Here is a 20209-nt window from a genome sequence, read left to right as displayed (position 1 = left end):
TCGCGGTATCGTTCGATACCATAGGCGGAATATGGCGGCTATGCTGCATTGCACAATAGCCGGAACGCGCGAAGCTGTGGTGCAAGGGCGGTTGGTAAGGCGGTAAGTCGTTCGATTCACAGGGGATGCCATGGGCGGCAATCGTCCTGTGGCCGAGGCGGCGGGATTCCCGACCTGCTATATGGCACGTGGAAGGCTTGGCGCGATGCGTCGGAGGTAACGCCCGGCCCAACGGCTGGCCCGCGCGCTGCGCATCGGGAGGATCGTCCCCGATGCGCAGCGTCCCGGCAGGAAGGTCAGAAGCTGAACTTGGCGCCCGCGCTGAAGCTGCGGCCGACCAGCCCGGCATAATGCCAGCTGCTGAGATAGTTCGGGTTGCTGGTATAGGCACCCGATGCGAGCGGTGCACGGGCGTTGGTCACGTTCTGGACGTTCACGAAGAAGCGGAACTGGTCGTTCACCTCCACCGCGGCGTTCAGGTCGGCATAGATGAATGGCCGGATATAGCATTGCGCGGTCAGCGCCTTGCTGCACGACAGGTCGATCACCCCGTTGACCGGCGTGATATTGTCCGCCGCGACCTGCTTGATCCGGCCGACATAATAGGTCGTCGCGGTCAGGGCGAAGTTGCCGACTTCGACCGAATTCTGCCAGTTGCCGCGGGTGCGCGGCGTGCCGCCACCCGACGACAGCTGGTACGGCCCCAGCGTACCGGCATATTTCTGCACCACGCCATCCGGGGTCACCAGGTCGAGATTGATGACCTGCGTGACGTCGAGGCGGCTGATCAGGCGCAGCTGGTCCGTCACGGGGACGTTCAGGTTCGCCTGCATGTCGACGCCCGAGCTGACCTGGTAGTTGGCGTTGACATAGGGCACGTCGAACACGAGCAGGCGGGGCAGGGCATTGGGGTTGTCGGGATCGGGCGCATCGAGGACGTTGCAGCGATAGCCTTCGCCGACCGCTGCCAGAGCGGCACATCCGGCGGTCGCATTGGTCTGTGCATAATAGGCGGCGATCGCGGCGGCGCGGCGCGGACCCGTGACGATCAGGTTCGACTTCTTGATGTTGTAATAGTCGACGGTGAGGTTGAACCAGCGCACCGGCTTGAAGATCGCGCCGGCCGAGAAGCTGCGCGAGACTTCGGGCAGGATGTCGGCATTGCCGGTCGCGCCGTTACCGATGTTGTAGGTGTTGGTATAGGCGGGGTTGCCCGGATGCGCGGCGACGAAGCTGGCCGGCGGGGTGAACGGCGAGAAGCCGGCATAGCTGCTGGCCGGATTGTTTTCGGCGAAGGTCGGTGCGCGGAACCCCTTCGAATAGGTGGCGCGCAGCGAGAACTGGTCGATCGGCATGAACTTCATGCCGACCTTCGGCGAGAAGCGGCTATAGCCCTGCGAATAGCTGTCGTAGCGGCCCGACACGTTCAGGTCGAATTCGCGCACGAACGGGGCGTCGATTTCGAAGAAGCCGGCGGTCACCGTCTGCGCGCCGCGCGCCGACGACGTGTTCAGCCCGTAATAGCTGAGGTCGCGGTTCTGGTTGCGGTTCAGCAGCGTTTCGCGACGGACCTGGAACCCGGCACCGACGTTCAGGTCGCCGCCGCCGAGCGGCAGCAGCGTCTTCAGCAGCGAGCCGCCGATCGTCGCGACCGTCGAATAGGACGGGGTGGTACGATCGGGCGAGATCTGCGCACGCACCGCCGCGCTGTTCTGTTCCGGATTGACGAAATTGTAGGCGCCGGTGTTGATCGCGTTCAGCAGCCCCTGAATATTCAGGAAGCCGCGCTGCGTGACGGCGAAGTTGTCGCGGGCATAGACGCCGTTCAGGCGGAATTTGAACCCGCTGCCCAGATCGCCCGAAATGCCCGCCGTGGTGCGGAACACGTCGACATAGCGGTGGCTGTTCGCCGGGATGTCGCCGAACGAATAATAGATGCGCGCCGCGCCCTGGCTTGGATTGGCAGCGAAGGCCGCGGCATAGGGGTTGTTCGGGTTCAGCCGCCGATCCGCCGCCGTCGCGCAGTTGGTGCCGGCCGCACAGACATAGACCGGCAGCACGATGCCCGGGCTGCTGGATGCCAGCGCCGCCGAACTGCCGAAGGGCTGGGTCTGGCGGATGCCGGTCGGGGCGCCCTTGATGTCGACTTCGGAATGCGAATAGCTGCCGCTGGCGAACATCTCGAAATTGTCGCTCAGCCGGATGCTCAGGCGGCCGGTGGTCGAATAGCGCTGCTGCTGCGGCTGGATGATCGAATATTCGGCCGGGATGTTGTGTGCGCAGCCGGTCCCCTGTGCGGCGGTCGTGTTCACCGTATAGGTGCCGAACGGGCAGGAACCGGGGTTGAGCAGTTGATACTGGTTCGTCAGCGGCGATCCGACCTTGCCCGACAGCGGGTTGTTCAGGTCGCTCTGGCTGACGCGGACGACGACCGCCTGCGGGTTCTGCGCGGTCAGCGATTCGTCGTTGAGGTTGCGATCGCTCAGGCCGCTCGGCCGCAGGTCCAGCGTGTTGAACGGATAACCGCGCGAATTGTTGGTGATGTAGGCGTCATAGGTATATTCGCCGTTGAGGTAGAAGTTGAACCCCTGTTCCTTGTAATCGCCATAGCCGGCGGTCAGCGTCGCGCGGTAGCGCGAGCCATCGGCCTTTTCGGTGGTGCCGCCCTGCACCGTTCCTTCGACGCCCTGGAAATTCTTCTTGCTGATCAGGTTCACGACGCCGCCGATCGCGTCCGCGCCATAGGTCGACGAGGCGCCGTCCTTCAACACTTCGATCCGGTCGACGATGCTGAACGGGATCGAATTCAGATCGACATAGGCGTTGTGGCCGTCATCGTTCAGCGGGAAGTTGGCCGAGCGCAGGCCGTCGATCAGCACGACCGTCGACGACACGCCCAGACCGCGCAGCGACACCGCGGCACCGCCGGCGGAAAAACCGTTGCGGAAGCCGGTCGAGATCGACCCGGCGCTGTCCGCCGAAACCGACCGGATCGCGTCCTGCGCCGTGGTGATGTTCGCGCGTTCGAGCGTTTCGGAGCTGAGCACGGTCACCGGCGAGATCGAGCTGGCGTTCGAATCGCGGAACAGCGTGCCGGTGACGATGATGGTCGCGGGCTGACCGGCATCGGCGGCCGGGGCTGCTGGAACCTGCGCGACGGGCGCTGTCGCCGCATCCTCGACCACCGGTTCGGCGGTGGTGGTGGCGGTGGCCGGTGCCGTATTCTGGGCCAGCGCAGGAACGGCCGACGCCGCCAGCAAGGCTGCCGTCGAGATGCCGAGGCGCAGTGCGCCACGGGCCGAATGAATCAGAACCACCAGGAATTTCCCCCAACATTACACGGCGACACGCGTCGCCATCCCCCATGCGCCGTGCGGGACGGTGCGGGGCGCTGGTATGGCCAGGGCATTAGCGAGTCGTTAACAGGGCGGTCGGGCGCGACTGGAAAATGTTCTTCTGCGCCGGCGGGGCCACCATGACGGGCGGAAATCGAAGGCGTGCCACCGCTGTCGCGTTACGAAGTCGAGGCAGGAAAGCCCCGGCCTGAAAACACCGACCGGCGTTCGCGCCACTGGTTGCCGTGCCGTGCGCCGGTCCGTTCCCGCGCGATCCCCGACCGGCCCGACCAAGGACATGGTGCCGTTCGTAGCTGCCGATCGCACCCTGCCCGGGTGGCGCGGGGCGCCCTATCGTTCGAACAGCCGGTCGGGCAGGCGGCGCAGCAACAGCGCCAGCGCCAGCAGGTCGAGCGCGACGATCGCCGACGATACCAGAAACGCGCCCGGCACCGCCGCCGCCGATCGGCCCGCCACGACCATGAAATAGACCGTCGTGATCAGTGCGGTGCCCAGCGCGCCGCCGATCTGCTGCACCGTCTTGTGCGTCGCCCCGGCCACGCCGGCATGGTTGCGGTCGACACGGGCCAGGGTGATCGGGCCGAGCGGCCCGCTGAGCGTACCCATGCCGACCCCGGCGACCAGCAGCAGCGCGCCGATCACGACGGCCGGCATCGCCTGATGGATCGCCGCCGCAGTCGTCAGGCAGCCGGCGGCCATCACCACCGCGCCGGTCATCGGCACGCGCCGGCCGTATCGGGGCAACGCCTTGCGACCGATCTGGCTGATCCCCGCCATCACCCCCAGTCCGAACGGAATGTGCAGCAGCGCGACATCGATCGGCGCATAGCCAAGCCCGCGTTGCAGCGTGAGGCTGAAGGTCAGCAGAAAGCCGCCCGACGCCACTGCAAAGCCGGTCGTCGCGGCCAGGCCGATGCGAAAGCCGGGGTCGGCGAACAGCGACGGTTCGATCAGCGCCGAACCGACCGTCGCGCGTCGCCGACATTCGTAGCGCCAGAACGCCCACCACAGCACGACGCTGGCCAGCCCGAGCGCTGCGGTCCACCACGGCCATCCGGCAGCGCGCCCCTCGATCAAGGGGAACAGCAGGCTGCCGAGCGCGGCGAACAGCAGGAGCGACCCCGGAACGTCGGGGCGCAGCGCGTCGCCCGACCGGCCGCGCGGCAGCAGCGTCAGCCCCGCGACCAGTGCCATCAGGCCGAAGGGCAGGTTGATCAGGAACACGCTGCGCCAGCCAAGGCCGAACGGGCTCCATTCGATCAGCATCCCGCCCAGCACCGGGCCGCCGATCGCCGCAAGGCCGCCGATAACCCCGAATGCCGCCAGGCGCCCGATGCGTTCGGTCGGGGTGTAGAGGAGCTGGATCAACGCGACCCCCTGCGGCGCCATCAGTGCCGCCGCCGCCCCCTGGGCCAGTCGCGCGGCCGACAGCGCGCCGCCATCCGCCGCCAGTCCGCAGGCGAGCGAGGCGAGGGTGAAGCCGATCACCCCGATCACGAACATCCGGGCATAGCCGAACAGGTCGCCCAGCCGCCCGCCGACGACCAGCAGCACGGCGAATGTCAGGAAATAGCCCGAGACGACCCATTGCATCGCCCGGTCGGAAGCCCCCAGCGCGGACTGGATGGGGGGCAGGGCGGTGTTGACGATCGTGGAGTCGACGACGTCCATCACGAACGCGATCAGGACGGTGACGAACGCCAGGCTGCGCTGGCGGTCGCTCAATCGATCGGTAAACGCCGTATCGGGCACCGTGGGAATCCTTGTCCGGCGGGAGCGGACGGATCCGCCCGGTTCCGAAGAAAATCGGCCCCCGCGTCAACCCGAAGGTCGCGACGGGGGCCAGGTGGGGAAGCTTTCGGTCCTGTTCACGCGCCGGCCGCCGATGCCGCCGCAATCGGCAGCAGGAAAAGCAGGCGACAAGGGGGCGTCATGGTCGGCATGTCCTTCCGCGCGAGGGACTGCTCCGGCACCGGCACGCGCCGCCCCGTTGTGGGACGGCGCGCCGTGGATCAGAAGTCGAAGCCGAGGCGGACACCATAGGTGCGTGGCGCCCCGAACCCCCAGTTGTAGACCCGGTCTGGCCCGGCCGAGACGAAGTCGGCAAAGGCGAGCGGACGGATATCCTCGAGGTTGCGAACGAAGGCCTGCAGGCTCCACCGCTCCGACACCGGCTGGAACTTCAGGCTGAGGTCGGTCTGGGTATAGGCTTCCTGGCGATTGTCGCGGTAGTTGTTGCCGACGAAGTAATCGCTCTTGAACCGGCTGAATGCGCTGGCCGTCAGCCGGCCGGTGTTCCCCAGATCGAACACATGGTCGTAGCCGACCGAGATCGTCCATTCGGGCGACTGGCTCAGCCGGTTCCCGGCCAGGTTGGGCGGGACGATCCGCGTCGGCGACGGGTCGAGGTCGCCGACCGCGGTCTGGGTGCAATCGACGCAGAATACCGTCAGCGTCGTGAACAGTTCGTCATAGCGGGTGTTGAGATAGTTGACCGCCGCCGAGAAGGTGTTGCGATCGTCGAGGTTGATGACCGTCTCCGCCTCGACGCCCCATACCGTCGCCCCGCCGGCGTTGAACACCTGCGCACCGATGGCATTGTCGATCAGCGTCGGCACCTGCAGGTTGCGATAGTCGTAATAGAAGCCGGCGAGGTTGAAGTGGCTGCGCCGTCCGGCCATGAAGTCGAGCTTCAACCCGGCTTCATAGGCGGTGTTGGTTTCCGGTGCATAGGAACCGACACTGTCGAAGCCGCCCGACTTGAACCCGGTCGACACCTTGCCATAGATCAGGGTGTCGTTGTTCGGCTTGTAGTTCAGCCCGGCCAGCCAGGTGATCTTGTCGTCGGCAGAGCTGGGGTACAGCAGCTGCGTCGGTGCCGTCGTCGCCCTGTTCGGACCGCTGTTGAAGCGGAAGCCGTAGTTGCCGAACACGCCATTGCGCTTGTCGTTGGTATAGCGCACGCCGCCGACCGCGGTCAGCGTGTCGGTGATCGGCGCGTCGACCTGTCCGAACACGGCCCAGCTCTTCGTGTCGCTCGCGCGGGTGAAATAGTTGATGAAGCTGCCGTTCGGACCGATGCGCGGGTTGAACAGGCCGCGGTTGTTGTCGAGCTTTTCGCGGTAGTAGAAGGCACCCGTCTGCCAGATGAAGCCGCCGGTGTCGCCGTTCAGGCGCAGTTCGTGGCTCTGGGTCGCGGTATTGTTCGCGAATTCGAGGAAGCGGTAGCTGGGCGGCACCGCCGGTTCGGACTTTTGCGCGACGTCGCGATAGCCGCCGGTATAGGTCAGGATCGCGGGACCGAAGTCATATTGGATGCGTCCGCGCACCGCGGTCGACTGCTGCTGGTTGCGGCCGACGCCGGTCAGGGCCGCGTCGTAGCGCTTGCGGTCGATCCGGCTGAGATAGTTGGTGTTCCGCGGAATGCACTGCCCGCCGGCGAGCAGCGGCGCGACATCGACCCAGCCGTTCTGCGAACAATTGGCACCGGGGCCGTTGCCGGCGGCGTTCAGGTCGACCGAGGCGAACGAGCTGATGATGTTGTCGATATCGACATATTCGACCGCGGCGTCGATGGTCAGCCGGTCGACTGGCTGCAACCGCACGCTGGCGCGACCGCCGATCGTACCCGCCGTCGCGCTGCGCGCATCGATATTGGGGTGATAGAAATAGCCGCTGCGGTCGGTATAGATCCCCGACAGGCGCAGGCCGCCGAAACCGAACGGCACGTTCACGCCGCCTTCCAGCGTCTTGAGGTCGTAATTGCCGTAGGTCGCCGACCCGTTGGCCGAAAAGTCCCTCGTATTCGCCTTGCGCGTGATGAAGTTGATCGCGCCGCCCGTGGCGCTGCGGCCGTAGAGCGTACCCTGCGGCCCGCGCAGCACCTCCACCCGGTCGAGGTCGAACAGCGAGATGTTGAGGATGTTGGCGCGGTTCAGATATTCGCCGTCGATATTGATCGCGATCGACTGGTCCTGCGACTCGTCGTTCGAATTGGTGCCGACGCCGCGGACGGTGACCCGGGTGAAGTTCGCGTCCTGGGTGATGTTGACGGCAGGTGCCAGTCGTTCGATCTCACGGAAATCGGTGACGCCGGCATCCTTGATCGCTTCCGCGCCGATCACGTCGATCGCGATGGGGACGTCCTGCACGCTTTGCGCGCGATTCTGTGCCGTGACGACGATTTCCGCTACCTGATCGTCGGGCGCGGTGTCGGTCGTCTGGGCAAAGGCCGGCATGGCGATGGTCGCGCAACCGACCATGAGCATGTGAATCGTCGCGGAAAAACGCATAAAGTCCCCTCCTCAGGCTGCCAGCTTCCCTGGTCATTACCAGAACAGGTATTCTGATTCGGATGGAGGTTGTCAACTGGGTCGCGCGGCTGCGGCGCAAGAAAATCCTCGTTGCCCGCGCCCGATACCACTTCCCGTCCAAGCTCGCTTGACAGTTTCGCGAGGCCAAGTGATACCGCTTATCAGAACATTAGTTCTAATAAGCCGGCCAACCGGCGAGACATGCGAAGAGAGGATCGGCGATGGCTTCCGACATGCGGGAATTACACGCGCGCCGCCCCGGATTGGGGCAGGGGATAACCGTCATCATCGCCGGGTTCCTGCCGATCCTGGCCATCGTGTCGCTGTTTCCGGCGGTGCCGTCGATCATCGACCATTTCGCCGCCGATTCGACCGCCACGTGGAAGGTACCGGCGATGGTGTCCGCGCCGGGGCTGACGATCGCGATCTTCGCGCTGTTCGCCGGTATCCTGGTCGACCGATTCGGACGGCGAAAGCTGCTGCTGGCGGCGACGCTGCTGTTCGGCGTGTTCGGGACCGCGCCGTTCTTTCTGGACAATCTCAATGCGATCTACGGATCGCGCCTGCTGCTGGGCATTGCCGAAGCGGCGATCCTGACGACGATGAACACGCTGATCGGCGATTACTGGGACGAGAAGGGCCGTCGCAACTGGCTGACGCTGCAGGGCATGGCCGGACCGCTGCTGGCCAGCGGGGTCATCCTGGCGTCGGGTTTCCTGACGGGGCTGCGCTGGAACGGCATCTTCCTGATCTACCTGATCGCCTTTCCGACCTTCCTCGCCGCCGCCCGGTTTTTGTACGAACCGGCCAGCGACGCGACCGCGCGCAAGATGCTCGGCATCGGCGCGGAACCGGCGCGCAGCCCGTTCCCGACCGCATCGGTCGCGGCGATCGGCGCAGTGACGCTGTTCGCATCGGCGCTCTATTACGTCTTCATCATCAACGGCGGGATGGCGTTTCGGGAAGTCGGTGTCCAATCGTCGCAGGAGCTGGGCAAGCTGACCTTCATCCCCAGCCTGTTCGTCGTCGTCGGGTCGGTGATCTTCTGGGCGACGGGGCGGGCACGGCCGGTGGTGCAGCTCGGCATCTTCCTCTCGCTGATCGGCGGCGGGCTGGCGATGATCGGGCTGGCGCCCGACTGGCGCTGGATGGTCGCCGGGCTGGTCGTGCAGCAGACCGGGGCGGGGATGGCGGTGCCGACGCTGATCGCCTGGGCGCAGACCAAGCTGCCCTTCGAGCATCGCGGGCGCGGCATGGGGGTGTGGACCGCCTGCTTCTTCTTCGGGCAGTTCTCCAGCCCGTTCCTCGTCTCCCTGTTCCGGGTCCAGACCGGCGCGATGCAGTCCGCGTTCCTCATCATGGGCGCGGCCGGGGTCGTCGGCGCGGTCGTCGCCTTTCTTCTCGCGGTGACGCGGCGCGGCGGATCGACCGCCGCTGCGCCGGCGGTCGCCTGATCCCACCCTCATATCCAGGACGATGGTCATGACGATCAAGCGGGGCGTCAGCCTCTACAGCTATCAGAACGAAACCTTTCTCGGCAAAATGACGCTGGAGGACTGTATCCGCACCAGCGTCGAGCTGGGCGCGCCGGGAATCGAGGTGATCGGCGAGCAGAGTTTCTGGGGCTGGCCCGAAGTCGGCGTCGCCGACGAGAAGATTGCCGAATGGCATCAGCTGCTCGCGAAACATGGTGCGGTGCCGGTCGCGCACGACTTCATGCTCGATTACAAGCGCTACAAGGGGCGCGAGATGCCGTTCGACGAACAGGTCGCAAACATCCGCAGGGATATCGACTTCGGCGCGCGCCTGGGCGTGAAGTACCTTCGTGCGCTGGTTTCGATCGCGCCCGACGTGCTGGTCGCCGCCGCGCCCTATGCCGAGGAAAAGGGGGTCAAGCTGCTGATCGAGGTGCATGCCCCGCTTCATTTCGACCATCCCTGGATCGTCCGCCATGCCGAGGCTTTCGAAAAGTCGGGCAGCGATGCGCTCGGCTTCCTGCCCGACATGGGCATGTTCCTCGCCGCCTTTCCGCCGGTGTGGAAGGAGCGTTTCATCCGCAACGGCGTGCCGCAGCACATCGCCGACTATATCGTGCAGGCCTATGACGACCGCGTGCTCAGCGAATATGTCATCCTGAACGTGCGCGACATGGGCGGCACCGGGCCGGCGCTGGGCATGGCCGAGACGCTGCGCCACAACGCGGCGTACGAACCGAAGCGGATGCTCGATTACATGCACCGCATCCACCACATCCACGGCAAATTCTATCAGATGGATGCGGATCTGGTCGAACCATCGATCCCCTATGACAAGATCGTGGGAGTGCTGAAGCAGGGCGGCTATGACGGCTATATCTGTTCGGAATATGAGGGAAATCGCTGGATCGAGGACGCGCACGAAGTCGACTCGGTCGAACAGGTCCGCCGTCATCAGGAGATGCTGAAAGCCCTGATCGACGCTCCCGCCACCAACGCCATCGCCGCTTGAAGGACGCCGACATGTTCGACAACAAGATGATCGTGGACGACAGCCTGAAGGCCACCGATGACGGCTTCAGCATCGAGGCGCGGCTGCCCTATTATCGCGGCCTTGGCCTTTCGATGATTGAGAATGTCGCGGTGAGCGTCGATGGCGAGGCGGTGCTGCGCGAGGACATCACCGTAACCCTGCGCGGCCGGACCTGGACGCTCGACCAGATGGAAAGCGAATATGGCGACCGCTGGAATTTCGGCGAGAAGGCGGTGGTCGGCGTGAAGCGCGCCGGCGGGCTGGCGGCGGGCGAGCATCGCATCGAGCTGGCCGAGACGATGCGGATTTCCTACCTGCCGTTCGTGCCTACGACGAAGGATGCGAAGACGCTGACGCTGCGCTGACAGGGATTGGCGGAGCGGAAGAGGGGGGCGGTGTCCGAGAGGATGCCGCCCCTTCTGTACGTGGCCGTCGCGATGCCGCGCGGGTTGCGATGACGTGGCAACCGCCGCCCCACTGAGGTAGCCCCGCGCAGGCGGGGGTCCAGAGCCGAACACAACTATGGTTGCGCCTCTGACTCTGGACCCCCGCCTGCGCGGGGGTACGTCAATGCGGGGCAATCGAATGCTCGGCCACTCGCGTACCGTTCGAATAGCCCGGATCAGGCTGACCGCGCGATCGCCGGATAGCGCGCGATCACCGCCATCTGTGCGACCAGGCACGCGACGATCGGCGCGTAATAGAGCCAGCGCAGGCCGGAGACGACCTCCGCGCCGCCCTTGCCCGGCACATAGCCGATGCCGGCAAGGCCGAAGGCGATCAGCGCGCCGCCGAGCGCCATGCCGATCTTGGTCGACAGGCTGATCCCCGACGACAGCAACCCTTCGTTGCGGGTGCCGGTCAATTGTTCGTGATACTCGATCGACTCTGCCGCCATGGCGAAGATCGCGGTCATGGTGATGCTGAGCAGCACCGAGCCGAGCAGGTACAGCGTCAGGAAGCCGGCGGTCGATCCTTCCACCAGCGGCAGCGCGGCGAACAGCGGCAGTGCGGCCAGCAGCGCGATCAGGTTGCCGCGCCGCATCCCCAGCCGTTTGAAATAGGGCGGGGCGATGACCGATCCGATCAGCAACGTGCCCGACACCGCCGGCAGCAGGATCGAGATCATCCACGGCTTGCCCAGCACGTTGATCGCGAAGAACGGCGTGATCGCCAGCACCGCGCCGAAGCGGACGAAGTTGAGCAGCGCGAACAGGAACACCGTGTTCCATGCCCGGTTGGCGAGCATCGCGCGCACCTGCGGCCAGATCGCCTGTCCGCTCGGCGGTTCGACGGCATGGACCTGTTCGGGACAGCGCAGCAGGTTGAGCGTGGTGAGCGTCGTGACGAGGCCGAACAATCCGCCGACGATCAGGAAACCCAGTCGCTGGTCCCCGCCGCCCAACGCGCCGACCAGCGGCATGGTCGCGGCAGTCGCGACGATGACCGAGATCGCGGTGCCGGCGGCGCGCAGGCTGCCCAGCGTCAGCCGCTCGCCCTGGCGGTTGGTCATCATCGGCAGCAGCGCGCCGTACGGGATGTTGATCGCCGAGAACAGAATGCCGAGCAATGCGAAGGTGCCGATCGCCCAGACCAGCCGGCCGCTTTCCCCGACCGGCGGCATCCAGAAGGTCGCGGCGCATAGCAGCCCGAACGGGATTGCCCCCCATTTGAACCACGGCCGCGCCCGCCCGCTGCGCCCGTGCGTGCGGTCGACCAATATCCCGATCACCGGGTCGATCGCGGCATCGGCGAGACGCGACACCAGCAACAGCGTTCCGACCGCTGCCGCCGGCAGCAGCGCGACATCGGTATAGTAGAACAGCAGGAACGCCCCCACCATGTTCCACGACAGGCCGAACCCGAAATCGCCGAGCCCGTAGGCGAGCTTCGCCGACCCCCGGAGCGGCGGCGAAGCGGCGGGAAGCGTGTCCCTTACCCCCTCCATGACGTCAGATCCCCGGCGCGTTGCGGCCGCGGTCGGCAACGAACGGCCCTTCGATACAGGCGGTACGGTACATGGTCATTCACTCCGGGCGGTACCGACGCTGCGGCACCTGGCGGGATGTGCCCGCTAGCAGATCGGAATCAGAGCGCGCCTTCCTTCAGCATCGACACCGCGGTCGCACAGGCCCGCGCGGTCAGCGCCATATAAGTCAGCGACGGGTTCTGGCAGGCCGAGGACGACATCTGCGCCCCGTCGGTGACGAACAGGTTGGCGACGTCATGCGCCTGGCTCCACTTGTTCAGCACGCTGGTCTTCGGATCATGCCCCATCCGCGCGCCACCCATTTCATGGATCGCCGATCCGCCGGGGCTGGGCTGGTCGAGGCCCATGATGACATGGCCGCCGGCGGCGGTCAGCATCGCGGCGGCCTCCGCCTTCGCCTCGGCCAGCGCGGCATGTTCCTGCGCTCCATGTTCGAATGCGATGCGCAGCGCGGGCAGGCCGACCGAGTCCTTCACGACGGGGTCGAGGGTGATGCGGTTGGTCGCACGCGGGACCGAATCGGCAAAGGCGACCAGCACCATCCGCCACGGACCCGGCTCCCGCAGGCCGTTCTTGTAGTCGGCACCGATCCCGGCGTCGCGCTTGCCCCGCGTCCACGCCGCGCGGAACGCCCCGCCCTGATAGGAAAAGCCGCGCGAATGCCCCTTGCCGTCGATGGTGTCGAGGTTGCGGAAGCGGGGGATGACGACGCCGGTCGGGCGGTTGCCGAAATAGGTGTGCCCTTCGAACCCCGGCATGATCGCGATGCCGGCGACCGTTTGCGCATGGTCCATGATATGGGTGCCGAGCACCCCGCTCGAATTGGCGAGGCCGTTCGGGTTCGCCTCGGTCGCAGAGCGCAATAGCACGCCGACGCTGTTGAACGATCCCGCGTTCAGGAACACGATCCGCGCCGTCGCGCGCTTGCGCTCGCCGCTTTTGGTATCGATGAAGCGCACGCCGGTCGCGCGGCCGGTAGCGGGGTCGTGCTCGATCGCCTCGACCGCCGCATCGGTGATGAGCGTCAGGTTGCCGGTCTTCTGCGCGGCGGGCAGGGTCGAGCTCTGCGTCGAGAAATAGGCTCCGTAGGAACAGCCGCGCGGACAGATCGAACGATATTGGCACGCCGCGCGCCCCTGCTCGGGCTTGGCCTGCGTCAGGTTCGCATTGCGTCCGATCGTCAGCCGCCGGCCCGGCCAGCGTTCGCCGATCACCGACCGGACATGTTCCTCGACCGGGTTCAGCGCCATCGGCGGCAGGAAGCGGCCATCGGGCAGCTGCGGCAGCCCCTCCGCCATGCCGGCCACGCCGACGAATTCCTCGACCTTGTCATACCAGGGGGCGACATCGGCATAGCGGATCGGCCAGTCGGTGCCGTGGCCGTCGCGGCGATTGGCGTCGAAATCATAGTCCGACCAGCGATAGCATTGGCGGCCCCACGCCAGCGACCGGCCGCCCAGTCCATGGCTGCGCCACCAGTTGAACTGCGTGTCGCCATCGGTCGTGTAGGGATTTTCACGGTCGTTGACGAACCGGTCCTGGGTGAATTCGGTGAAGTGGCGGTTCTTGCGCTGGACCGCATAGTCGGTCTCGTACAGCGCGGCATCGCCCAGGCCTCGGAACTCCAGATCCCATGGCGCCTTGCTTTCGTTCACATAGCCCGCGCCATGTTCGATCATGGCACCGCGTTCGAGCATCAGGACCTTCAGCCCCGCCTCGGTCAGCTCCTTTGCCGCCCAGCCGCCGGTAATTCCCGATCCGATCACGATCGCGTCGAACAGTGCATCGCTCATCAGCTGAACTCCACCGCGGTCCAGTCGCTCGACCACGCGCGGCTGCCGGGAACAAAGGGAAGGTCCGGTTCCCATTTTCCGGGGACCAGTTCATATTGCAGCTCGCGCGAGCCGCCGGTTTCGGAGGTGTAATAGGCGGTGAGGATCAGCGCCTTCAGCTTCTTCCACGGCGATTCGGGGGCGTCGCGGTCGGTTTCGGCGAAGGCCGCCTGGTCGACCGCCGCGACGGCGGCCATGCGCCGGGCGGGGCTGGCACCCAGGAAATCGCCCCTGGCACTGGCATCGAGCTGCCATTCCAGCCAGTCGAGATAATCGAGCGTTCCGTCGCTGCGCAGGTGGCGGGTGACCGTCACCGGCAATGCCGCACTGGACGCCGGGGCGCGGGTGCCGTCCAGGCCGTGGGCGAGCGCGAGGATGACGAAATCATGCGCGCCGATATCGCCCGCGCCGGGCGTTGCGGTGCGCGGGATCACGGCCTGCGCCGTTTCGCGCAAGATCGCCCGCTGGCGATCGCTGACCGTATCGGACGTGTCGGTCGCCCGTACCACGGCGACGGGCAACCCCACCGCCAGCGCAAACAACGCCGCCCCGCCCAGCGTATCGCGCCGGGTCCAGCCCCTGTCGGCCATGACGCTCCTCATCCTTCGCTCATGCCGCTTGTCACGGTCATAATTAGAACTTTGGTTCTATTAACCGAGCATCAGCGAGCGGGCAAGAGCAAAGGCGATCGATGCCGGCAAAAGGATATGCACGGCCGAGCGGCGGCGGCAGCGCGCGGGCGGTCGCGCGCTGCCCGTCGGGTGAATCAGCGCGCCGGTCGCTGGCCTTTGGACGCCGTCGACAGATAGGCGGCCAGCATGTCGCCCAGATCGTCCTTCAACTGGTTCCAGTCGCCTTCGCCCGCCGCGTCCAGCGACGAACCGAAGCCCAGATAGCGGGCGATCGCGGCGTAGACGATGCGAAACCCGGCATTGGCGGCATGGCGCGGATCGGCATGGCGGATTTCCGCTTCGCAGGTCAGCAACGCGCCGATTACCGCGTCGCTGGTTCGCGAATAGCTGCGCTTGCCGATCGCGGCGATGACGGGGTCGCCGCTCGCCCGCAGCATCAAGGGCCGCATGACCGCCGCATAGCGCCGCAGCACGTCGGCGATCGCCTGTACCAGGTCGTGGACCATGTCGGTCAGGTCGCCACCGCGTTCCTGCACCGCCGCGACTGCCGCCAGCATGTCGGTGTCGACCCGCTCCAGCACGCGAAGCTGCACGACATGGACCAGATCGTCCTTGCTGTCGAAGCGGCAATAGATCGACCCGATCGACACCTTGCCGTGTTTGGCCACCTCGTTGAGCGTGAATTCGTCCGATCCACGCTGTGTCATCAGCTCTTCGGCGGTGGTCAGCATCCGTTCGAAGCTGGCCTTGCTGCGCCCCTGCTGCGGTGCGCGCGCCTTCGCCATGATCGTTTCGATATCCATTCGACACCCCATTGACAGCGGCCCGAGCGGCGGCATATCAAAATACAAGTTCTAATTTCAGTTTAGTCCACCCGGCAACGGGCGGCAACCGCGCACCGGGACAATCGGGCGCGAAAAGGGAGAGGTCGGATGCGTTTCTCGGTGTTCCTCAATGCACGCTCGATGGCGCCGGAACAGGACCGCGCGCTGATCCATCACCTGACGAATCATGCCGAACGCGCCGCCGCGCTCGGCTTCGATGCGCTGTTCCTGCCCGACCATCACTTCAACGGTTATATGCCGATCGCCAGCGACAGCTATATGTTCGCATCCTATCTGGCGGCGAAATTCCCGCACATGCATTTCGGCTTTTCGGTGACGTCGGTTCCGCTGCACCACCCGGTCCGCTTCGTCGAACGCATCAACATCCTCGACCAGCTGACCGACGGGAAGCTGCTGGTCGGCGTCGGATCGGGTACGACGCCCGAGGAGATGATCGGCTTCGGCGTCGATTATCGCGATGCCGGGGCGATTTCCGAAAAGAACCTCGCGCTCGCCGAACAGCTTTGGGCCAAGACGATGGACGACCCGGCGGTCGAGATCGACAACGGCCCGCACCAGGGCCGCGTGCTGCAACGCATCGCCCCTGCCGCCTATAGCGAGGGTCATGCCCGGTTGATGCCGGTCGCGATGAAGGAATCGAGCGCGCGGCGCGCCGCCGAGAATGCCTGGCCGGCCTTCATCCCGGCCTTTACCCCGCCGCAGATCGGCGGCACCGAACCGATGAAGCATGTGGCCAAGTTCTTCGGCATCTATCGCACGATGCTGGAGGCGGCGGGCCACAGTGCCGACAAGATCGCCCGCGCGCTGGACTGGACCACGCATACCTATCAGCTGGTGCATCTCGCCGACAGCGACGAACAGGCCCGCGACGAGATGATGGCGATCCTGCGCGCCTATCAGGACGCGATCGAGCGTGAGGCCGAATTCAACGCCCGCGCCGAATCGAACGACGCGAACAGGAAGACCGATCGCACACCCAATGCGCTGACCGAGGACTGGATCGGCACCTGGTGCCTGTACGGTTCGCCCGAAACGGTGGTCGAGCATCTCAAACCCTATGAAGAACTGGGCATCGGCAACATCCTGTGCGGCACCACCACCGGACCGCTGACCGACGAACGGCTGCGCCTGGGCGACCAGACGCTGCGGCTGCTGTCGGAAAAGGTCATGCCCGCGTTCAAGAAGGCGTAAGGGCGATGACCCGGCATATCGTGGGGATCGGCGGTACGTTCCGCCCGCGTTCGTCGAGCGAGATGCTCGTGCGCGCCGTGTTGAACGAATGCGAGCAACTGGGCGCGCGGACGACGATGTTCGACGGCCCGGCGCTCGCGGCGCTGCCGCACTTCAATCCGGAACGCCCCGAGCGGACGCCCGAACAGGCGGCCTTCGTCGCCGCATTGCGTGACGCGGACGCGCTGGTGATCGGCACGCCGGGTTATCATGGCGGGGTGTCGGGCGTGGTCAAGAACGCGATCGACCTGCTGGAGGACCTGCGCGGCGACGATCGGGTCTATTTCGACGGGATGCCGGTCGGGCTGATCGTGTCGGCGGCGGGATGGCAGGCCGGTGGCGTCACGCTGGCCGCGCTGCGCGGCATCGTCCACGCGATGCGCGGCTGGCCGACCCCGGCGGGGATCGCGATCAACTCGATCGCGCAGAAGCCGTTCGGCGGGGCCGGCGAACTGGCCGATGCCGGTATCGCCGGACAGGTCGCGACGATGGCGCGGCAGATCATGGCATTTCGACTGGAGGCGGTGGCATGAGCAAGCTGACGCTCGAAGAGGCGGCCAGCCTGACCGCAGGCGCGGCGATGTGGCGGACGGTCGCGATCCCGCATGCGGACGTGCCCGCGCTGCACCTGAGCGACGGCCCGATGGGCATCGCCAGCGGTCGGGTGGACGAACGCGACGTGGCGCGGCTGTCGCCCTGCGCCACCGCGCTCGGAGCCAGTTTCGATCCGGCGCTGATCGAACGCGTCGGCGCGCTGGTCGGCGGGGAGGCGGTGCGCTGCGGCGTCGACATGGTGCTGGCCCCCAACGTCAACCTCGCGCGCAGCCCGCTGGCGGGACGCGCCTTCGAATATTATTCCGAGGACCCGTTGCTGACCGGCATTGCCGGGGCGGCATGGACGCGCGGGTTGCAGTCGACCGGCACCGGCGCCTGCCCCAAGCATATGGTGTGCAACGACAGCGAAACCGATCGCGACCGGATGAATGCGGTCGTGGACGAACGGACGCTGCGCGAAATCTACCTGTTGCCGTTCGAATTCTGCGCGGCGGCCGGGGCGGGGGCGATGCTGACCGCCTATAACCGCGTGAACGGGACATGGTGCGCCGAACAGGGCCATGTCTCGACCATCGTGAAGCAGGAATGGGGCTTTGACGGTCCGCTCATTTCCGACTGGTTCGGCACGCATTCGACGGCAGGCAGCCTGAACGGTGGGCTCGACCTGGAGATGCCGGGGCCGGCGCGCTTCGTCGGTGCGAAGGCGGTCGGCGCGGTCGAGGCCGGCGAGGTGTCGGCCGACCGCGTGGCCGACGCCGCCGACCGCGTGGCCCGCGCCGCGCGGCGGTGGACCGGCGCCAAGCGTCCGCCGACCGAGGATGCCGATGCGCTGCTGGTCGAGGCGGCGGCGGCGGGCATGGTGCTGCTGCGCAACGAGGGCGAGCTGTTGCCGCTGGTGCCCGGTCGCGACGCGCGGATCGCGGTGATCGGCCCGAACGCGGCCGCCCCCTGCTATCAGGGCGGCACCTTTGCCAAGATCGCGCTGTCGCCCGACGCGGCACGTCCGCTGGAGGCGATCGTCGAGCGTTATGCCGGGGTCGAGGTGGTGTACGAACCCGGCGTCGATCCGCAGCCGCGCCTGCCGTCGATGCCGGTGGCGTCGATCGACGGCGAAGGGCGGGGGATGACCATCGACTATTTCGCCGATCCCGATCTGGGCGGCGAACCGATCTACAGCGAAGTGCGCGACACCAATTCGCTGGTGTGGTTCGTCGGCGTGCATGACGAAGGGGTGTTCGACCGCCCGGCCGCGGTGCGGGCTTCCGGCTGGTTCACCGCCGAAGCCGATGGCCCGCACCGTTTCTATGTCGGCGCGACCGGCGCGGTGCGGATGACCGTCGACGGCCGGGTCATCCTCGACCGGGCCGAGCGGATCGCGGCATCCGACGTCATGGGGTCGCTGAAGCGCGGCGATGCCGACAGCGCGGAAGTTATGCTGACCACCGGGCAGCGGGTGCGGGTCGAGGTCGCGTTCACCTATGACGGCGCTCGGGTCCATGGGCTGTGGTACGGGGTACGCGGGCCCGACAGCGCGGCGGCGATGCTGGCCCGCGCGGTCGACGCGGCACGTTCCGCCGATGCGGTGGTGCTGATCGTCGGCGAAACGTCGGATTCTAGCGTCGAGAGCAAGGACCGGCCCGACACCGCGCTCGCCGCCGAACAGGTGGCGCTGATCGATGCCGTCTGCGCGGCCAACCCGCGCGTCGCGATCGTGGCGAATATCGGCCATGCGTTCGATGCGCGCTGGGGCGAACAGGCCGCGGCATTGCTGTCGGCCTGGTATCCGGGGGAGGGCTTCGGCCCGGCGCTGGCGGCGGTGCTGTCGGGGGATCGGGAACCGGGCGGGCGCCTGCCGGTCACGCTGGCGCGCAGCGAGGCGGACTATCCCGCGCTGGCGCTGACCCCCGACGACAGGGGCGACCTCGCCTATGATGACGGCGTGCTGGTCGGCTATCGCGGCATGGCCGCACGCGGGGTCGCGCCGCTCCATGCGTTTGGTGCGGGGCGGGGCTATACCCGGTTCGACTGGATCGCGGCGGAAGCGGACGGCGGCGACGTGCTGGTCACGATCCGCAATGCCGGCGACCGCGCGGGCAGCGAGGTCGTGCAGCTCTATCGCCACGATCCCGAATTCGCGCTGGTCGGCTTTGCCAAGGTGCATCTGGGCGCGGGCGAACAGGCGGTGGTCCGCGTGACGCCCGAGCCGCGGCTGTTCCGGATCTGGCGCGACGATCGCTGGACGCAGCTCGACGGCCCGGTCCGCCTGAGCGTCGGTCCGGCGAGCGATCGCATGTCGTTCACGATCGACACCGACCGCTGAACGACGACGGTCCGTGCGCCGGCACGGCGGCGCACACGAACATGTGCCTTGGGAGAGACCGATGGCCTGGGTGTCCGAGATAGGTTTCGTCGCAGATGCCGTTCCGCATGGGGCGGCGGAGCGCCGCTGCCGTGTCGATATGTGGGGACTGGCCGAACTCCCGGGCGATGGCGGCATGGCCCATATCGCGGCCCACTGCGCCGACGAGGAATATCTGGCCCGCCTGCGCAGGGATGGCGCGCGCCGGCGCGCCGGTGCCGGATATCGGCTGCGCGTGGTCGAGGAGCGATCGCTGCACCGGTAGCTACAGGTAGATGAGGACACCGTATCCGCAGAAATAACGTGGGACGGCTTTACAGGAGAGAGACATGTTGCACCAATCAGGCAAGCATCCGGGACGTCGCTTCGACAACCTGCGTTGTTCGGCGATGGAGATAACTACCCTGACGATTTTCGTCGGATCGTTCTGGCTGGCGGGAATCCTGTTCTGATCGGTAGCGGCGGTGCGGCGCGAAGGTTGCCGCGCTTGCAAATCGCGTCGAACGTCGTAAACACTATCATACAAAATAGCGGAAATGAGTCCGCCAGGCATACGGATGCGACGCGCATCACGGGGCCGTAGAATGGG

General features: G+C 66.5%; 15 protein-coding genes. 8 read left to right on the top strand and 7 right to left on the bottom strand.

The window, feature by feature from the left end:
• Window positions 1-296: 296 nt before the first annotated feature.
• The 3 genes from MF609_RS08060 to MF609_RS08050 form a co-directional block, all read right to left on the bottom strand.
• Entirely contained in the window at window positions 297-3317 is a 3021-nt protein-coding gene (locus MF609_RS08060; RefSeq protein ID WP_242415796.1) for a TonB-dependent receptor domain-containing protein, read from the bottom strand.
• Between the two features lie 369 nt (window positions 3318-3686).
• Window positions 3687-5108, bottom strand: a complete 1422-nt coding sequence (locus MF609_RS08055; RefSeq protein WP_242415795.1) for an MFS transporter — start codon at window positions 5106-5108, stop codon at window positions 3687-3689.
• A gap of 260 nt (window positions 5109-5368) precedes the next feature.
• Complete coding sequence (locus MF609_RS08050) at window positions 5369-7648, bottom strand: TonB-dependent receptor (protein ID WP_242415794.1); 2280 nt, start codon at window positions 7646-7648, stop codon at window positions 5369-5371.
• A gap of 242 nt (window positions 7649-7890) precedes the next feature.
• Between MF609_RS08050 and MF609_RS08045 the strand changes: the two genes are divergently transcribed.
• From MF609_RS08045 to MF609_RS08035, 3 genes are read left to right on the top strand one after another with little or no spacing between them, the layout of a single operon-like run.
• On the top strand, window positions 7891-9123 hold the full coding sequence (locus tag MF609_RS08045) for an MFS transporter (RefSeq protein WP_242415793.1): 1233 nt from the start codon (window positions 7891-7893) through the stop codon (window positions 9121-9123).
• A 22-nt stretch (window positions 9124-9145) separates the two neighbouring features.
• Window positions 9146-10156, top strand: a complete 1011-nt coding sequence (locus MF609_RS08040) for a sugar phosphate isomerase/epimerase family protein (protein ID WP_336944476.1) — start codon at window positions 9146-9148, stop codon at window positions 10154-10156.
• Between the two features lie 11 nt (window positions 10157-10167).
• Window positions 10168-10542 (top strand): C-glycoside deglycosidase beta subunit domain-containing protein, encoded by a 375-nt coding sequence (locus MF609_RS08035; RefSeq protein WP_242415791.1) that lies wholly within the window; start codon window positions 10168-10170, stop codon window positions 10540-10542.
• Between the two features lie 257 nt (window positions 10543-10799).
• On the opposite strand, the gene MF609_RS08030 is transcribed toward MF609_RS08035, so the two are convergent.
• From MF609_RS08030 to MF609_RS08015, 4 genes are all read right to left on the bottom strand, one after another.
• A complete protein-coding gene (locus tag MF609_RS08030; RefSeq protein ID WP_242415790.1) occupies window positions 10800-12125 on the bottom strand; it encodes an MFS transporter in 1326 nt (441 codons plus the stop codon).
• Window positions 12126-12265: 140 nt separating this feature from the next.
• Window positions 12266-13960 carry a GMC oxidoreductase gene (locus tag MF609_RS08025; RefSeq protein WP_277991132.1) on the bottom strand — a complete coding sequence of 565 codons (1695 nt, stop codon included), beginning with the start codon at window positions 13958-13960 and terminating at the stop codon, window positions 12266-12268.
• The gene (locus MF609_RS08020; protein ID WP_242415789.1) at window positions 13960-14589 is read right to left on the bottom strand and encodes a gluconate 2-dehydrogenase subunit 3 family protein; all 630 of its coding nucleotides are present in this window, start codon (window positions 14587-14589) and stop codon (window positions 13960-13962) included. Before MF609_RS08020 ends, MF609_RS08025 begins: the two co-directional genes overlap by 1 nt.
• Before the next feature lie 176 nt (window positions 14590-14765).
• Window positions 14766-15434: a TetR/AcrR family transcriptional regulator gene (locus tag MF609_RS08015; RefSeq protein ID WP_242415788.1), complete on the bottom strand. Its 669-nt coding sequence runs from the start codon at window positions 15432-15434 to the stop codon at window positions 14766-14768.
• Between the two features lie 129 nt (window positions 15435-15563).
• On the opposite strand from MF609_RS08015, the gene MF609_RS08010 reads away from it, so the two are divergent.
• The 5 genes from MF609_RS08010 to MF609_RS19890 all read left to right on the top strand — a co-directional run bounded on the left by MF609_RS08010 (window position 15564) and on the right by MF609_RS19890 (window position 20072).
• A complete protein-coding gene (locus MF609_RS08010) occupies window positions 15564-16667 on the top strand; it encodes an LLM class flavin-dependent oxidoreductase (RefSeq protein ID WP_242415787.1) in 1104 nt (367 codons plus the stop codon).
• Window positions 16668-16672: 5 nt separating this feature from the next.
• Window positions 16673-17239: an NADPH-dependent FMN reductase gene (locus MF609_RS08005; protein ID WP_242415786.1), complete on the top strand. Its 567-nt coding sequence runs from the start codon at window positions 16673-16675 to the stop codon at window positions 17237-17239.
• Entirely contained in the window at window positions 17236-19581 is a 2346-nt protein-coding gene (locus MF609_RS08000; protein WP_242415785.1) for a glycoside hydrolase family 3 protein, read from the top strand. Before MF609_RS08005 ends, MF609_RS08000 begins: the two co-directional genes overlap by 4 nt.
• Window positions 19582-19642: 61 nt before the next feature.
• Window positions 19643-19885, top strand: a complete 243-nt coding sequence (locus tag MF609_RS07995) for a hypothetical protein (RefSeq protein WP_242415784.1) — start codon at window positions 19643-19645, stop codon at window positions 19883-19885.
• A gap of 64 nt (window positions 19886-19949) precedes the next feature.
• Window positions 19950-20072 carry a hypothetical protein gene (locus MF609_RS19890; protein WP_277991131.1) on the top strand — a complete coding sequence of 41 codons (123 nt, stop codon included), beginning with the start codon at window positions 19950-19952 and terminating at the stop codon, window positions 20070-20072.
• Window positions 20073-20209 lie beyond the last annotated feature (137 nt).

The organism is Sphingomonas panni (genome assembly GCF_022664435.1).
Taxonomy (GTDB): domain Bacteria; phylum Pseudomonadota; class Alphaproteobacteria; order Sphingomonadales; family Sphingomonadaceae; genus Sphingomonas; species Sphingomonas panni.
Note: the sequence above shows the minus strand (reverse complement) of the source record. Positions and strands in the feature narration are given on the sequence as shown.

Coding starts and splice junctions, on each gene's coding strand:
- MF609_RS08030 (WP_242415790.1), bottom strand. CDS start 12,125: ATGGAGGGGGTAAGGGACACGCTTCCCGCCGCTTCGCCGCCGCTCCGG.
- MF609_RS08050 (WP_242415794.1), bottom strand. CDS start 7,648: ATGCGTTTTTCCGCGACGATTCACATGCTCATGGTCGGTTGCGCGACC.
- MF609_RS08045 (WP_242415793.1), top strand. CDS start 7,891: ATGGCTTCCGACATGCGGGAATTACACGCGCGCCGCCCCGGATTGGGG.
- MF609_RS08010 (WP_242415787.1), top strand. CDS start 15,564: ATGCGTTTCTCGGTGTTCCTCAATGCACGCTCGATGGCGCCGGAACAG.
- MF609_RS08035 (WP_242415791.1), top strand. CDS start 10,168: ATGTTCGACAACAAGATGATCGTGGACGACAGCCTGAAGGCCACCGAT.
- MF609_RS07995 (WP_242415784.1), top strand. CDS start 19,643: ATGGCCTGGGTGTCCGAGATAGGTTTCGTCGCAGATGCCGTTCCGCAT.
- MF609_RS19890 (WP_277991131.1), top strand. CDS start 19,950: ATGTTGCACCAATCAGGCAAGCATCCGGGACGTCGCTTCGACAACCTG.
- MF609_RS08040 (WP_336944476.1), top strand. CDS start 9,146: ATGGTCATGACGATCAAGCGGGGCGTCAGCCTCTACAGCTATCAGAAC.
- MF609_RS08000 (WP_242415785.1), top strand. CDS start 17,236: ATGAGCAAGCTGACGCTCGAAGAGGCGGCCAGCCTGACCGCAGGCGCG.
- MF609_RS08015 (WP_242415788.1), bottom strand. CDS start 15,434: ATGGATATCGAAACGATCATGGCGAAGGCGCGCGCACCGCAGCAGGGG.
- MF609_RS08020 (WP_242415789.1), bottom strand. CDS start 14,589: ATGGCCGACAGGGGCTGGACCCGGCGCGATACGCTGGGCGGGGCGGCG.
- MF609_RS08025 (WP_277991132.1), bottom strand. CDS start 13,960: ATGAGCGATGCACTGTTCGACGCGATCGTGATCGGATCGGGAATTACC.
- MF609_RS08005 (WP_242415786.1), top strand. CDS start 16,673: ATGACCCGGCATATCGTGGGGATCGGCGGTACGTTCCGCCCGCGTTCG.